Source organism: Phyllobacterium trifolii, from assembly GCF_014192095.1.
Taxonomy (GTDB): domain Bacteria; phylum Pseudomonadota; class Alphaproteobacteria; order Rhizobiales; family Rhizobiaceae; genus Phyllobacterium; species Phyllobacterium trifolii.
The window spans coordinates 161,565-175,668 of record NZ_JACHXN010000002.1 but is presented as its reverse complement, the minus strand read 5'-3'; the positions used below and the strand labels follow the sequence as shown (position 1 = coordinate 175,668).

At 55.2% G+C, this 14,104-nt stretch carries 15 protein-coding genes; 8 read left to right on the top strand and 7 right to left on the bottom strand.

Annotated elements, in window-relative coordinates:
* Positions 1 to 48: 48 nt before the first annotated feature.
* Both FHS21_RS03820 and FHS21_RS03815 read left to right on the top strand, forming a co-directional pair.
* Complete coding sequence (locus FHS21_RS03820; RefSeq protein WP_112526663.1) at positions 49 to 1,332, top strand: NAD(P)/FAD-dependent oxidoreductase; 1,284 nt, start codon at positions 49 to 51, stop codon at positions 1,330 to 1,332.
* A gap of 98 nt (positions 1,333 to 1,430) precedes the next feature.
* The gene (locus FHS21_RS03815) at positions 1,431 to 2,276 is read left to right on the top strand and encodes an endonuclease/exonuclease/phosphatase family protein (protein ID WP_112526846.1); all 846 of its coding nucleotides are present in this window, start codon (positions 1,431 to 1,433) and stop codon (positions 2,274 to 2,276) included.
* On the opposite strand, the gene cls is transcribed toward FHS21_RS03815, so the two are convergent.
* A complete protein-coding gene (gene cls, locus FHS21_RS03810; protein ID WP_112526661.1) occupies positions 2,248 to 3,708 on the bottom strand; it encodes a cardiolipin synthase in 1,461 nt (486 codons plus the stop codon). The genes FHS21_RS03815 and cls overlap by 29 nt on opposite strands.
* 14 nt (positions 3,709 to 3,722) lie before the next feature.
* Entirely contained in the window at positions 3,723 to 5,222 is a 1,500-nt protein-coding gene (locus FHS21_RS03805; RefSeq protein ID WP_112526659.1) for a sensor histidine kinase, read from the bottom strand.
* A 253-nt stretch (positions 5,223 to 5,475) separates the two neighbouring features.
* On the opposite strand from FHS21_RS03805, the gene rpmH reads away from it, so the two are divergent.
* The 4 genes from rpmH to yihA all read left to right on the top strand — a co-directional run bounded on the left by rpmH (position 5,476) and on the right by yihA (position 8,715).
* Positions 5,476 to 5,610, top strand: coding sequence for a 50S ribosomal protein L34 (gene rpmH / locus FHS21_RS03800; RefSeq protein WP_040853797.1), 135 nt, complete (start codon positions 5,476 to 5,478; stop codon positions 5,608 to 5,610).
* Positions 5,611 to 5,657: 47 nt separating this feature from the next.
* Positions 5,658 to 6,020 (top strand): ribonuclease P protein component, encoded by a 363-nt coding sequence (gene rnpA, locus FHS21_RS03795; RefSeq protein ID WP_112526657.1) that lies wholly within the window; start codon positions 5,658 to 5,660, stop codon positions 6,018 to 6,020.
* Between the two features lie 33 nt (positions 6,021 to 6,053).
* Positions 6,054 to 7,907, top strand: a complete 1,854-nt coding sequence (gene yidC, locus FHS21_RS03790) for a membrane protein insertase YidC (RefSeq protein ID WP_112526655.1) — start codon at positions 6,054 to 6,056, stop codon at positions 7,905 to 7,907.
* A 175-nt stretch (positions 7,908 to 8,082) separates the two neighbouring features.
* Complete coding sequence (gene yihA / locus FHS21_RS03785) at positions 8,083 to 8,715, top strand: ribosome biogenesis GTP-binding protein YihA/YsxC (RefSeq protein ID WP_246410812.1); 633 nt, start codon at positions 8,083 to 8,085, stop codon at positions 8,713 to 8,715.
* A gap of 77 nt (positions 8,716 to 8,792) precedes the next feature.
* Here the strand turns inward: yihA and FHS21_RS03780 are convergent, their stop codons facing one another.
* From FHS21_RS03780 to FHS21_RS03770, 3 genes are all read right to left on the bottom strand, one after another.
* On the bottom strand, positions 8,793 to 9,344 hold the full coding sequence (locus tag FHS21_RS03780; RefSeq protein WP_112526651.1) for a fasciclin domain-containing protein: 552 nt from the start codon (positions 9,342 to 9,344) through the stop codon (positions 8,793 to 8,795).
* A 95-nt stretch (positions 9,345 to 9,439) separates the two neighbouring features.
* Positions 9,440 to 10,150 (bottom strand): anti-sigma factor, encoded by a 711-nt coding sequence (locus FHS21_RS03775; RefSeq protein ID WP_162701833.1) that lies wholly within the window; start codon positions 10,148 to 10,150, stop codon positions 9,440 to 9,442.
* The gene (locus FHS21_RS03770) at positions 10,147 to 10,686 is read right to left on the bottom strand and encodes a sigma-70 family RNA polymerase sigma factor (RefSeq protein ID WP_112526647.1); all 540 of its coding nucleotides are present in this window, start codon (positions 10,684 to 10,686) and stop codon (positions 10,147 to 10,149) included. The genes FHS21_RS03775 and FHS21_RS03770 overlap by 4 nt, the downstream gene beginning before the upstream one ends.
* A gap of 161 nt (positions 10,687 to 10,847) precedes the next feature.
* On the opposite strand from FHS21_RS03770, the gene argB reads away from it, so the two are divergent.
* Positions 10,848 to 11,750 (top strand): acetylglutamate kinase, encoded by a 903-nt coding sequence (gene argB / locus FHS21_RS03765; protein WP_112526645.1) that lies wholly within the window; start codon positions 10,848 to 10,850, stop codon positions 11,748 to 11,750.
* Here the strand turns inward: argB and FHS21_RS03760 are convergent, their stop codons facing one another.
* Positions 11,751 to 12,233, bottom strand: a complete 483-nt coding sequence (locus FHS21_RS03760) for an Lrp/AsnC family transcriptional regulator (protein ID WP_112526643.1) — start codon at positions 12,231 to 12,233, stop codon at positions 11,751 to 11,753. It lies immediately after the preceding gene.
* Positions 12,234 to 12,350: 117 nt separating this feature from the next.
* Between FHS21_RS03760 and phhA the strand changes: the two genes are divergently transcribed.
* Positions 12,351 to 13,184: a phenylalanine 4-monooxygenase gene (phhA, locus tag FHS21_RS03755; RefSeq protein ID WP_112526642.1), complete on the top strand. Its 834-nt coding sequence runs from the start codon at positions 12,351 to 12,353 to the stop codon at positions 13,182 to 13,184.
* Positions 13,185 to 13,218: 34 nt separating this feature from the next.
* Here the strand turns inward: phhA and FHS21_RS03750 are convergent, their stop codons facing one another.
* The gene (locus FHS21_RS03750) at positions 13,219 to 13,974 is read right to left on the bottom strand and encodes a GGDEF domain-containing protein (protein ID WP_112526640.1); all 756 of its coding nucleotides are present in this window, start codon (positions 13,972 to 13,974) and stop codon (positions 13,219 to 13,221) included.
* Between the last annotated feature and the right edge of the window lie 130 nt (positions 13,975 to 14,104).

Genomic DNA, 14,104 nt, shown 5'->3' with positions numbered 1-14,104 from the left:
CGACATGATAATGCGCCGGTTATCTCTGGCCGACCTGACGGTGATCCAATGCTGAATGATGAGCGTTCCCACGGCCTGTGGGAAAAGACCGCGCCGCCCGCGCCAAAGACGGAACGGCTGCATGGGGATATCTCCGTCGACGTTGCAGTGATCGGTGCAGGCTTCACCGGGCTTTCCGCCGCGTTGCATCTGGCCGAAGCAGGAACGAAGGTGGCGGTCGTCGATGCCGTTGAGATAGGGTTCGGCGGCTCAGGCAGGAATGTCGGACTCGTAAATGCGGGCATGTGGGTGATGCCCAATGATCTACCAGGGGTATTGGGAGCAGTTCATGGCGAGCGCCTCCTGGAACTGCTCGGAAACGCGCCGCAATCGGTTTTCAATCTTGTTGATAGACACGAGATTGACTGCGAACTCGAGCGCAATGGTACGCTACACTGTGCCGTTGGCCGGGAAGGCCTGAAGCAGATCGAGCAACGGGCCGAACAGTGGCTTGCCCGTGGTGCAGCGGTTCGACTGCTGGATGCAAAAGAAACCGCCGCCAAGGTTGGTTCAAATGCTTTTGCGGCGTCGCTTCTCGATAACCGGGCGGGCACGATACAGCCGCTTGGCTATGTTCGCGGGCTCGCGGGAGCTGCTATCGGGGCCGGCGCTGCTGTCTATACCGGGACGCCGGTAATGGCCACCGAACAATCCGGTAAGCGTTGGATAGTGCGAACGCCATCTGGCACGGTATCGGCCGACTGGGTGGTCGTTGCGACTAACGCCTACACGACATCGCCTTGGCCGGAATTGCGGGCGGAACTTCTGCATCTCCCCTATTTCAATTTCGCCACAGCGCCGCTGCCGGAAGGAGTGCGGAAAACTGTCCTACCCGAAAAGCAGGGCGGCTGGGATACGAGAGAAATATTGAGCTCCTTCCGCATGGACCGGGCAGGGCGACTGATTTTCGGCAGCGTCGGTGCATTGCGCGGCACCGGCATGGCCGTGCACAAGGCGTGGGCTGCGAGATCCATCCGCAAGCTATTTCCACAGATCAAGGATGTAAAATTTGAAGCTGGATGGTACGGCAAGATCGGCATGACGAGTGACAGTCTGCCGCGCTTCCATACGCTCGCGCCGAACATCATAAGTTTCAGCGGTTATAATGGCCGCGGCATTGCGCCGGGCACAGTATTCGGCCGTCTTCTTGCTGAGCATATAGTCGGCAAGATCACCGAAGCGGAGTTGCCACTACCAGTAACCGTGCCAAAGGATCAGGGCTTGCGGGCAATCCGTGAAGGATACTATGAAGTCGGTGCGCAACTGGCGCATATGGTCGGGAACAGGTTTTAAGTGAACACGGCTATCGCCGGTTGTTAACCCCATCTACTCATTCGCTTGCCATTCTTGGCATCCCGACATATCTCTAAGCGATGGACAGCAAGAAGCCGATGCGGCACACCAGACCCAGCGTCTCCGCCAGCATTCTCGCCGCGGTCAGGAACCGCAACAAACGCCCGGTTGGCATTACCCGAGTCGTGCGCAACGATCTGCTGATTGCTTCCTACAATGTCCACAAATGCGTCGGGATCGATAAGAAATTCGATCCAGATCGCGTTGCTCATGTGATTGGCGAAATTGGCGCGGACGTTATCGCCATCCAGGAGGCCGACAAGCGTTTTGGCGAAAGGACAGGCTTGCTTGATCTTGCCCGTCTGCATCGCGAGAACAGCCTTGTTCCAGTTCCGGTAACTTCGCTTTACCCAAAAGGCCACGGCTGGCACGGCAATCTGCTGTTGTTCCGCGAGGGCGTGGTTCGCCGAGTTCAGCAACTTGTACTACCTGGCCTTGAGCCGCGCGGCGCATTGGTGGTCGATATCGATCTGGAAGCAGGCCCACTTCGCATCATTGCCGCACATCTCGGCCTCCTCAGACACTCGCGACAACAACAATCAGAAGCAATTTTGAATGCCGTGAAGGCGGATGCATCGCGTCCGACTTTGTTGTTGGGTGACTTGAACGAATGGCGCGTGGGCAAAGGGTCGTCGTTGCACTTCCTTCGCCCGGTCTTCGATCCGGCAAAAAATGCGGTGCCAAGCTTTCCGTCACGGTTTCCTGTCCTGGCGTTGGACAGGGTTCTTGGCCATCCGCACAGCCTCGTTACGACGATCGAGGTTCACGACACACCCTTGGCCCGTGTTGCATCCGATCATCTACCGATCAAGGCATATGTCGATATAAAATCGGCGTTGTCCGAAACGGAAGAAATCAAAGATAGGGCGAGCCTAGCCAGATGATTCGCTCTACCAGGCGTACCCAGAACGACCTGGCGCGCAGGTTTTGAAGCAGAACCGGTTTTGCTGAGGCCATTGCGTTCTCAACGAGCGCTTCCACTTCGGACGCAAATGCTGCATCCATCACCTCGAGATCGACTTCGAAATTCAACCGTAACGACCGCGGATCAAGATTTGACGATCCGACATAGGCCCACTGCCCATCGACCACCAAAAGTTTGGAATGGTTGAAGTTGCCACGGGCGCGCCAGATACGGCAGTGACCCTTGAGGATCTGGTCGAACTGCGCCGTCATTGCACGGTCCACCAGTTTGAGATTGTTGATTGAGGGCACGACAATGTCCACCTCGACACCGCGGCGTGCGGCCGTTACCAACGCGCTGATCAATTCGCGGTCCGGCAGAAAATAGGGTGACATGATGCGAATGCGCGATTGCGCAACGGAAAATGCGCCCATCAGCATCCGGTGATTGGCTTCGACACTGCGATCCGGTCCCGACGGTACGGCGCGAATGAACACGGGATCTCCCGGCTGCTTTTCCGGCGTGGCGAGGTGCCAGGGCTCCCCTGTGAGCATCTCATGCGTCGTAAATCGCCAATCCTCGGAAGCAATGTGAAACAGATCCGTCACAATAGGCCCGGTAAGTTGGAAGTGCGTGTCACGCGCATTGTCTTCGCCCACGACTTCCGCTGAAAAACCTGCCCTGATATTCATGCCGCCTGTAAAGGCTACACGCCCGTCGATAATCATTATCTTGCGGTGGGTACGAAGATTGGCATAGGGCAAGCGTAACCCCATGATAATATTGCCGTTAAAGACGGCAACTTTGATGTTGTGTTTGGCGAGATAGCCGACGATGCTCGGAATGGAATATCGAGCACCCACCGCGTCAATTAATATTCTCACCTCGACCCCACGCTTGACGGCCGCGATCAGCGCATCGGCTATGCGCAGACCAAGCTTGTCTCGGTCGAAGATGTAGGTCTCAACCAGAATGCTGCGTTGGGCTTGGTTAATCTCGGATAGCATCGCGTGATAGGCTTCATCGCCGCCTTGCAATATGTCGATGCTGTTGGCGGTCGTAAGCCGGCATCGGCTGACGCGATCTCCAAGTGTCTTCATTGCCGCAAAACGCTTTTCGAAATGCGCCAGAACATGTTTGTCCTTGGCATCAAAACGCATGAAGATGTCTTGGCCAATCTCGTGCAGGAATTTGCGTTGCGAGGAGATGGACGACCGTCTGATGCGGTTAATCCCTGCGACGGCATAGATGAGTGCACCGATGACCGGGGAAAGGATGATCACGCCGACCCAACCGATGGCGGCGCGAACCTCTTCCTTGGTCATTGTCGCGTGAACGGCCGCCGGGACGCCGAGAACGATCGACAGCACAAAGAAGATATGCGGTAAGTGGGTGTAGAGGTAATCAGCCATTGTGGCGTTTCATGTCAGGACGCTGAGTCCCGGCGGGAACGCCATTCGGCCAGGGATACCGGCTGGTCCGGAATACGAATTTCAAAACTTGTTCCCGCTCCATCGCCTCCCCGCAATTCAATCGTTCCCCCGTGAGCTCGTACAAGTTCATGGACAATAGCAAGACCGAGGCCGGTGCCACCCGATCGCGCCGACCCTTTGAAGGCTGTAAACAGATTTTCGCGCGCCTTGGGAGGCAGGCCGGGCCCGGTATCGTCAATGCCGATGATAGAGGTCGTGCCGATCTGTCCTGCAGTGATTGTCAATCGCTTGACCACGGACGGATCACTTCGGGTGTCGCTGGCCATAGCTTGAACCGAGTTGCGGCACAGATTGGAAATGACACGGAAGAATTGGTCTGGATCGACATCGATTTCAAAGTCGGCGGGAACCAGGTTCTTGAATTCGATCTCCGATTTTGCGTCGAGGTTAAGCATCTCCTCGACGTCGCTGATGATCGTGCGCAACTTGACCCGCCGTCTTTGCGGCGGTGCTTCCTGTGTGCCGCCATAGGCAAGCACGGTCTGTGAATAATTGATCGCGCGATCGATGGTACGTACCAATTTCGGCACGAAACGCTGGATCGCCGGATCGCTGGTGTTTGCGAGGTGATCGGATATGAGCTGGGCCGAGGCCAGGATATTGCGCATGTCATGGTTGATCTTGGAAACCGCCAGGCCGAGGTCGGCGAGATGTTTCTGTTCCGACAGCGTACGTTGCAACTGGTGCTGCATATCTGCGAGCTCCCGCTGGGCGATGCCGAGTTCGTCTTCACGCTCTTCCGGCTTGATAATCCGCTGCGGATCGTCGGGTGCCTGGGCAAAGGCCAGCATGTTTTCACTCATGCGCTGGATCGGTCGGATCAGCAAGCGGCTGATCGTCAGGAAAACCAGGCCCGCGGTAATGAGCGAAATAAACAACGAGATCAGTGCGACATTCCCGGCATAGCGCAACATCGCATTCCGCAGCGGGGCGTCGGAGGTAAGGAGTTCGATGATCTTGCCGGTATCTCCGACCGGACCATAAACGCGGATAATCCGGTGCCCGCCGTTAATCAGGGTGTCGAATGCGTCGCGGATCATCGTAACCGGATCCGTCACTGTAATATCGATGTGCTTGTCCACTTTGGAAGGCATTTCCGATACGGCAAGAAGCCGGGAGGCTCCTTTTTCGCGCAAAACGATCGCTTTCGTTCCTGTCGCAAGAAGGACGTCATTCTGCACTGATTGCGGTACATTCTCGCTATCGCTCGCAGCTAGCACGACGCTCGCCGCAGCAACGGTGTTGAGCCGGTCGGAAAGCCAGCGAATACGCATATCTGCAATGATAGGGACGAAAATCATAACTTCTGCGAGAAGGCCGAACAAGAGGGTGAGGCGCAGCAACTTGCCGGAAAGACGTTTCAGAACGGGCAAACGCCGACCGGCATGCAGAGGCACACTCGTGTTTTCTGGCTTTTGCTGAGTCGCCGTCATATACGCTCCATCGGCACTCGATGTAGGTCAAATGCTTGCCCAGCACAATAAATCAGTTGCGTGGATTTGCCTATTTTTGAATCGCGTCAATCAATTGACTTATCAGCATCGTGCCTCTATAAGCCGCGCACGTCCGGGCTGACCGCCCCCACGACGAATATCGACGGCATATTCGCATATGCTAACGGCGGTCCTGATATGCTCCTGTCAAGAACAGACCACAAGAAGGGCCGCACACCGCGGTATTTAACAAATGAAGCGTACTTATCAGCCATCCAAGCTTGTCCGCGCACGTCGTCACGGGTTCCGTGCCCGCATGGCAACGGCAGGCGGCCGCAAGGTTATTGCAGCGCGTCGCGCTCGCGGTCGCAAGCGGTTGTCGGCGTAAGGCGTTCCGCGCAGACTTGTGCGGTTGGCCAGAGTTGGCACTATAGAATGAATGAGCAAAAACCACTCCGCCTTCGCAAGAGAGCGGAGTTTTTGGCTGTCCGAAACGGAGAAAAGCGCCGCGGCGTCTACTTTCTTGTCGAAGTCAAAGAGCGAGAGGACCAGGTTGGACCCCCGCGCGTAGGTTTCACGGTCACCAAAAAGAACGGGAACGCTGTTATCCGCAATCGCATCAAGCGGCGCCTCAGAGAGGCAGTGCGCGTCAATGTTGCTGATGACATGCAAGCTGGAACCGACTATGTGATCGTTGCTCGCCGCGATGCGCTGAACGCGCCGTTCGCTGACTTGACGCGGGAACTCTCCAAACGGGTTTCCAGGAAAATATTGACCCGGCGTTCGACAAAGCCTTGACAGGTATCCGCGAACCCGACCCAAGGACTGACAATGGAAACCAACCGTAATTTCTTCATCACCATTGCCTTGTCCATTGTGATCCTGACGCTTTGGCAGGTGTTCTATATGAACCCCAAGATCGAAGCGCAGCGCGAACAGGCCCAGATCGAGGCTACGCGGCAAGGACAAACCCGTGTTGACGGACAGGCGAGCACGCCAGCAGGTACTGCCACCAACGGCAATACAGCAAATAATCTCCCGTCTTCGACCCCCGCTACTCCCGCTGCAAATGTCCCAGGCCAGTCGCAAGATGCTGCTCAGGCAGGTAGTCTCACACGTGCCGCCGCCCTTGGTCAGACACAGCGTATCAAGATCGATACACCCAGCCTCGGCGGCTCGATCAGCCTGACCGGAGCGCGGCTCGATGATCTGCAGCTGAAGCATTATCACGAGACCGTCGACGACAATTCGCCCAATATCGAGTTGCTAAGTCCTGCGCAGATGGCCGATGGCCAGTTTGTTGAGGTTGGGTTTGCGGGAAATGATCTGACCGGGACCGTTCCAGGCCCGACGACCGTTTGGACCCGCGAGGGCAACAACGATTTGACGGCGTCCACACCTGTTACGCTGTCCTATACCAATGAGAAAGGGCTGGTCTTCAAGCGGACGATCAGTGTCGACGAGAACTACATGTTCACGGTCAAGGACGCTGTTACCAACACGACCGCAGCACCTGTTTCGCTGGCGTCCTACGGACGTGTGACGCGTTTCTCGAAGCCTCTGCATCCGAGCACCTACGTGCTGCACGAGGGCCCGATTGGCGTGGTCAACGATAAGTTGATCGAATACAAGTTTGCTGCAATTGAAAAAGAGCGCGAAGTTGCGCCAGACCGGTCGACCACCGGCGGATGGGTTGGAATTACCGACAAGTATTGGGCTGCTGCGCTCGTTCCAGCACAGGCAACGCCGTTCAAGATACGCTTTTCATATTTCGATGACGGACGTCCGCGCTATCAAAGCGACTATCTGTCTGATCCGGCGACAATCCAGCCGGGCCAGACTGCACAGACCGACAATCTCATATTCGCAGGCGCGAAAGAGGTCGGCAAAATCAATGCCTATATGAATGACCTGCATATTCCGCTCTTCAAGAACTTGATCGACTGGGGTTGGTTCTATTTCATCACCGAGCCGATGTTCTATCTTATCGACTGGCTCTACAAGGCTATCGGAAACTTCGGCGTCGCCATTCTGGCGGTGACTGTTATTCTGAAAGCCTTCTTCTTCCCGCTTGCCAACAAGTCTTATGCCTCTATGGCGAGGATGAAGCTGGTACAGCCGAAGATGACCGAAATCCGCGAGAAGTATGCGGATGACAAGGTCAAACAGCAGCAGGCCATGATGGAATTGTACAAAACGGAGAAGATCAATCCGATTGCCGGCTGTTGGCCGGTCCTGATTCAGATTCCGGTTTTCTTTGCGCTCTACAAGGTCCTCTATGTCACCATAGAAATGCGCCACGCGCCGTTCTTTGGCTGGATCCAGGATCTGGCAGCTCCCGATCCGACATCTTTGTTCAATCTCTTCGGCCTTATCCCGTGGGCGGTCCCTGCGTTCCTGATGATCGGCGTCTGGCCTTTGATCATGGGCGTCACGATGTTCCTGCAGATGCGTATGAACCCGACACCGCCGGATCCGACCCAGCAAATGATCTTTAACTGGATGCCGCTCATATTCACATTCATGTTGGCGACTTTCCCGGCAGGATTGGTAATCTACTGGGCGTGGAACAATACGCTGTCGATTATCCAGCAGGGCATCATAATGAAGCGCCAGGGGGTCAAGGTCGAATTGTGGGACAATCTCACCGGGCTTTTCCGCAAGAAGCCGAAACCCGCCGAATAGCGATGAATCGCTAAACTACTCGGAAGGGCCCCCGACTTGATCGGGGGCTTTTCTTTTGCGCGGTTGACAAGCCTCCCATAAACATTGATTGCAATCATGGCCGTCTGCGGCAAATGGATCGAAGAAATTGAGCGAAACGCAGCAAAACACCAACAGGCTTATCGAGAAGGGCAGAATGCTCTTCGCACAGGGCTGGGTTTTTATCCGCGGCGTTCCTGCGATGAAGTTCCTGCCGCCGGAGGGCCCGCTCGAAATTGCGTTCGCCGGGCGTTCCAACGTCGGCAAATCGTCGTTGATCAACGCGATCATCGGCCAGAAGGGATTGGCCCGAACATCGAATACACCTGGACGGACACAGGAGCTCAACTATTTCGTTCCAGATGGCCATTCAGGCGAAGACGGCGATCTTCCTCCCCTCGCGGTCGTGGATATGCCGGGCTATGGCTTCGCTGAAGCGCCCAAGGAACAGGTCGATGCCTGGACACGGCTGGTTTTCGATTACTTGCGCGGACGTACGACGCTCAAGCGTGTCTACCTGCTGATTGATGCCCGCCACGGGGTGAAGAAGAATGACGCCGAGGTATTGGACCTGCTTGATCGAGCCGCCGTATCCTACCAGATCGTCTTGACCAAGATCGACAAGATCAAGCCCGCTGGGGTGCCGCGTTTGATCGAAGAGACGGCGCAGGCCATCAGAAAGCGCGCCGCGGCCTATCCGGAAATCCTGGCGACATCGTCTGAAAAAGGTGGGGGGCTGGATGAACTCCGGGCGGCAATTGCCCAGCTCCTCGAAGAACAGCGTAAATAAAAAAGCCCCACGCGATCCGGCGGATCGGCGGGGCAAAAGCCTGGTTCACTCTGCGCAAATGAACCAGGCGTCTCTGACTACATTTTTGGCAGAAGAACCTTGTCGATCACATGGATGACGCCGTTCGATTGCTTGACATTGGCGATGGTGACTGTAGCCACCGTTCCGTTTTCATCGGTCAGAGTAAGCTTCTTGCCCTTGTACTTGGCGGTCCATACGCATCCACCGACCGTCTTTACCGGATGAGCGCCTTCGTCATCATCGATCATCTTCATGATGGCCTTCGATGAAGCGTCGGCAGCAACCACGTGACAGGTCAGGATCTTCGCCAGCTTTTCCTTGTTTTCAGGCTTTAGCAGCGTGTCGACGGTTCCTTTCGGAAGCTCGGCAAATGCCTCATTCGTTGGGGCGAATACAGTAAAAGGCCCCTTGCCCTGAAGCGTTTCGACAAGGCCGGCCGCTTTGACTGCAGCCACCAGTGTTGTGTGATCCTTGGAGTTCACGGCATTTTCAATGATATTCTTGTTCTCGTACATGGCCGCACCGCCCACAGTCGGGTTCTTGGCGTACGCAGGTCCGGCAACCAGCATGGCCGAAAGTGCGATCAGGCCCAATGATTTCTTCAACATAGTTCATCTCCATTGTTTGTTTCCCCTCAGGTGAGGACAGATGGAGATACGGGAGGTTGGAGGCTTAAGTTTCAGACGGCATCAAAATTAACGCTCTAAATTTTGCGTACGATGCCCGCAGCGACAATTGGGCCGGTAGGCGCGCCGCCTGGTGCACCTCCGACAGGCTCTACAGTCAGCGCCAGTGTCGTGCCATCACGCAGTTTGGCGAGTAATGGCGATGGTAGATTGAATTCTGTCACTTGCGGGGAAACCATCAGGCCGAGCGAGACGGGCGCTTCGTTGCCGGCAATCAGCCAAAGTTCAAGCGAGCGGTCCTTCGGCATGTCGCCGCTGACGACGGTTACTTTCAGTTTCTTGGTCCGGTCATCAAAAATCGCCAGCGTGTGGACGCTGCTGCCTTGTGTCTCCATCGATGCGACCAGTTGCTCGCTGATCCGGGCAGGGCGCTCGATCAAATCACGGCCAATGCCGATCACAGCAAAAGCAAGTGCGGCGAAGGCCAGTCCGCGCCAAAAGGCAATATTGTTCCAGAACGACGAACTGGCGGCCACCTCGATGGCAAAGAGACGTTGATCGATCCGGCTCTTCAGATGTTGCGGGGCTTGCGCCGCGTCGTACTCATCGTTGAGAGGGTCGAATTGCTTTTGCCAGCGCGCAACGAGCTGAGCAAATGGCTTGTCCGTTTCGATTCGGCGTGCAACCTCCCGACGCTCCTGCTCGGGGAGCACACCCAACACATATTCGGCGGCGATGAAATCATCGCCCTCCGGTATCGTGTTGTCATCGGGTTCGGTCGGGCTCATCCCTCTAGGCATTCCTTCAGTTTCATCAGGCTGCGGCGCAGCCAGGTTCTCATTGTATTCAACGGCACATTATGGCGGCTGGCCAGTACCTCGTAACTGTCGCCATTCAGGTAGGCGCCACGGACAGCCGCTGCTCTGTCTGCCTCCAGCTGGCCGAGGCAATCATAGATCCGTTGCGCTTCCCCACTTGCGACAGCAGCCTGTTCGGGATTGGGTGACGGCTCAAAAACGTCTGCAGCCTGATCCAATTCGACTGCTGCAGGCTTGCGGGACCGCAATACGTCAATGCAGTGATTGCGGGCGATCGCCACCAGCCATGAAATAGGACTGGTATCCGCGACGGCGAATCGGCCCGCTTTGTTCCAAATCTTGACGTAGATGTCCTGTAGCGCGTCTTCTGCTTCCGTTCGATTACCCAAGACACGCAGGCATACACCAAAAAGTTTCGCGCTTGTGGCGGCATACAGCACATCGAAGGCCGCGCGGTCCCGTAACGAAACTCGCGAAATCAGCTCCGATATGCCTTCAGGCGTCATATAAATGGCGTTTCCAACTCTTATCGCTCAATTTAAATCTGCCGAGGGGTTGCACTGTCAATGGCGGATAAGAAAAACGTCTGCAAATGGCCTAAATCATGTTTGCCCGAAACCGTCTTTAGCGTTAAGAACCCCCGTCCTTCCCAAGCTGGAGCTTGCGCATGTCCTCCACATCCGACGCCGACCACACTGCTGAAATTCAGGCAAGCCTGCTTTCTGCTGCTCTGCCCTATATGCAGCGCTATGAAAACAAGACCGTCGTCGTAAAATATGGTGGCCATGCCATGGGTGACGCGGCTCTCGGTAAGGCGTTTGCCCGCGACATAGCGCTTCTCAAGCAGTCCGGTATAAATCCCATCGTTGTCCACGGCGGCGGACCGCAGATCGCATCCATGCTGGCACGCATGGGCATCGAGTCCAAGTTCGAGGGGGGACTGCGCGTAACCGACGCGAAGACGCTCGAAATCGTCGAAATGGTGCTCGCTGGCTCGATCAACAAGGAAATCGTTGCTTTGATCAATGCCGAGGGCGAATGGGCAATCGGCCTGTGCGGCAAGGATGGCAATATGGTCTTTGCCGAAAAGGCGAAAAAGACCATCATCGATCCCGACTCCAATATCGAGAAGATCGTCGACCTCGGATTTGTCGGAGAGCCGGTAGAAGTCGACCGCACGCTGCTCGACCTTCTCGCTCGTTCCGAGATGATACCCGTCATTGCGCCTGTTGCGCCCGGGCGTGATGGCCACACTTACAATATCAATGCAGATACGTTCGCTGGCGCGATCGCCGGCGCACTTGCTGCCTCTCGCCTTTTGTTCCTGACAGACGTTCCCGGTGTTCTCGATAAGGACAAGCAGCTTATCAAGGAACTTTCCGTCGCGCAGGCACGCGCGCTGATCAAGGACGGCACTATATCAGGGGGCATGATCCCGAAGGTTGAAACCTGTATCGATGCGATCAATCGTGGTGTCGAGGGTGTGGTCATCCTTAATGGCAAGACGCCTCATTCGGTACTGCTCGAACTTTTCACAGAACGCGGTGCGGGAACGCTACTCGTTCCCTGATCACTTTTTGAGATGTTCGAGCGGGATTTTCCCGGGTCCTTTGATATTCTGCAGCACCAGTTGGGTATGCACATCTCGCACGCCCTTCAATCGCATCAGCCTGTGCATGACGAAAGCATTGAGATCGTCCACGGTGGGCACCATGACGTGCAGGAGAAAATCATGTTCGCCGGTCATGGTCCAGCAAGACGAAACCTCGTCCATACGCTGAATTTCTGCGATAAAGCGCTCGGGAGAATCGTCGCTATGGGTGTTGAGACGCACCTGTATGAAGACTTCTACCATCAGTCCGATCGATCGCCTGTCGATGGTGGCCGCAAAGCCTTTAATAATCCCACTTTCCTGCAGCTGCTCGAACCGGCGGGCGCAGGGTGTTGCGGATAAGCCGATCAATTGGGCGAGGTCAGTTATCGCAACGCGTCCATTATTTTGGAGAATCTGCAGCATCTTGATCTCGAAGTCGCTGAGTTGAGGTAAAGTCACTCGGAATGCTCCATATTATTTGTTAATTCACTCATAATGATGCTCAGAGTGGCCGATTAAGTCAAATCCCCTCATTTCCCCATCGTATCCTCCTGGAAACCAATCTAGGAGGAAACGATGACTATCAGCGTTGAGGCTTATGCCCGGGAGTGTGCCGAACAGGGACTTCGCGGTAACTATGCGGTTTGCCAGGCGGATTTCACCGTTGAACAGAAATATGACTATTCCGATGAAGACCAAGAGGTCTGGCGCACCCTGTGCGATCGCCAGACAAAATTGACGGAGAAGCTGGCGCACCACAGCTATCTCGACGGCGTGGATGCCCTAGGACTTCTCGACCGAATACCGGATTTTCACGAGGTGAGCGAGCGGCTTCATAAGCTGACCGGTTGGGAAATCGTTGCCGTTCCGGGTCTTATCCCGAATGAGCCGTTTTTCGACCATCTTGCCAACCGGCGCTTCCCGGTGACGAACTGGCTGCGCAGCAAGAAGGAACTCGACTATATTGTTGAGCCGGACATGTTTCATGATTTCTTCGGTCATGTTCCAATTCTTAGTCAACCGGTATTTGCGGATTTCATGCAGCTTTATGGTGAGAAGGGTGGTGCCGCATCACGCATGGGCGGGGAACAGCTGGCAGGCCGGCTTTACTGGTACACTGCCGAGTTTGGTCTTATGCGTGAGGGGGGCGCATCACTCAAAGCGTTTGGTGCCGGTCTTATGTCGTCGTTCAGTGAACTGCAATTCGCTGTAACGAGTCCGGACGCCCATCACGTACCATTCGATCTGGAAACGGTGATGCGTACGGCGTATGAAATCGACAAGTTCCAACGGGCATATTTCGTGTTGCCATCCTTCGCCGCATTGAGAGATGCGTTTGAGAAAGCCGACATGGAAAAACTGGTTGCGCGCTGGAAAGATGTCGATCCATTGGATCCGGCAATGGTCTGAGACAGCCGAAAACAAGCCGCTAAGATGGGTCATCTCAGGCGGCATTCTTCATGTTTGACTCGATGATCACGCAATTGCGGCCATTGCGTTTGGCCTCGTACAACCTGCGATCGGCGATCTGAAAATGATCGGCGATCGCTCCATTTGCCCGCCCAACAATGCCCCCAATGCTGACACTCAGCGAGACGCGTTCGTTTTCCGGCGTGCGGAACTCAATGCGGTTAACTGCCGCCCGAATGGTTTCCGCAATGGATTTGACATTGTCCTCATCATCCGTTGCGAGAAAGACAGCGAATTCCTCGCCGCCGATGCGTCCGATACTGTCCTCTTTTCCAAGGCAGCCAGCGATACTCTGAGCAATCGCCATCAATGCGCCATCGCCATTGTAATGGCCATGAACATCATTGATTTTTTTGAAATGATCCGCGTCTATGATCAGGAGAGAACTTGCCTCTCGCGTACGGACATCCTCGATATGGTTGAAGAACGCTTCGCGATTGAGCAGGCCTGTCATACTATCGCGTGATGACTTCTCGAATAGTTTCGCATTGGTGGTCTCAAGCTCCCGCATGACGTGATAGAGTCTTTCGAGGGTCAGCCGTAGTTTTTCCGACTGGCGAAAGACGATGAAGGAAATGGCTGGAGAGATCATCAGGGGGCAAATGGTTGCGATCATATATCCCCTTGCGTCATGCATATCGTTGGCCGTCATGATGGCCCCGGTGATCAGCAGGGAGCCCATAACGGAAACGACAATAACGATTGCACATTTGAGGAGAATTCTGGACATCGGACCTCGGAGACAGCTCTTAACCAATACGAGGAACAAATGAAGCGGTTGTTAGTGAAAAATTTAAAAACGGTCGTAGTTCAGACTCTTTTCGTCTATTGATTCGGGAGCGAAACAGAATTTTCTGCAT

Coding starts and splice junctions, on each gene's coding strand:
- FHS21_RS03820 (WP_112526663.1), top strand. CDS start 49: ATGCTGAATGATGAGCGTTCCCACGGCCTGTGGGAAAAGACCGCGCCG.
- FHS21_RS03815 (WP_112526846.1), top strand. CDS start 1,431: ATGCGGCACACCAGACCCAGCGTCTCCGCCAGCATTCTCGCCGCGGTC.
- cls (WP_112526661.1), bottom strand. CDS start 3,708: ATGGCTGATTACCTCTACACCCACTTACCGCATATCTTCTTTGTGCTG.
- FHS21_RS03805 (WP_112526659.1), bottom strand. CDS start 5,222: ATGACGGCGACTCAGCAAAAGCCAGAAAACACGAGTGTGCCTCTGCAT.
- rpmH (WP_040853797.1), top strand. CDS start 5,476: ATGAAGCGTACTTATCAGCCATCCAAGCTTGTCCGCGCACGTCGTCAC.
- rnpA (WP_112526657.1), top strand. CDS start 5,658: ATGAATGAGCAAAAACCACTCCGCCTTCGCAAGAGAGCGGAGTTTTTG.
- yidC (WP_112526655.1), top strand. CDS start 6,054: ATGGAAACCAACCGTAATTTCTTCATCACCATTGCCTTGTCCATTGTG.
- yihA (WP_246410812.1), top strand. CDS start 8,083: ATGCTCTTCGCACAGGGCTGGGTTTTTATCCGCGGCGTTCCTGCGATG.
- FHS21_RS03780 (WP_112526651.1), bottom strand. CDS start 9,344: ATGTTGAAGAAATCATTGGGCCTGATCGCACTTTCGGCCATGCTGGTT.
- FHS21_RS03775 (WP_162701833.1), bottom strand. CDS start 10,150: ATGAGCCCGACCGAACCCGATGACAACACGATACCGGAGGGCGATGAT.
- FHS21_RS03770 (WP_112526647.1), bottom strand. CDS start 10,686: ATGACGCCTGAAGGCATATCGGAGCTGATTTCGCGAGTTTCGTTACGG.
- argB (WP_112526645.1), top strand. CDS start 10,848: ATGTCCTCCACATCCGACGCCGACCACACTGCTGAAATTCAGGCAAGC.
- phhA (WP_112526642.1), top strand. CDS start 12,351: ATGACTATCAGCGTTGAGGCTTATGCCCGGGAGTGTGCCGAACAGGGA.
- FHS21_RS03750 (WP_112526640.1), bottom strand. CDS start 13,974: ATGTCCAGAATTCTCCTCAAATGTGCAATCGTTATTGTCGTTTCCGTT.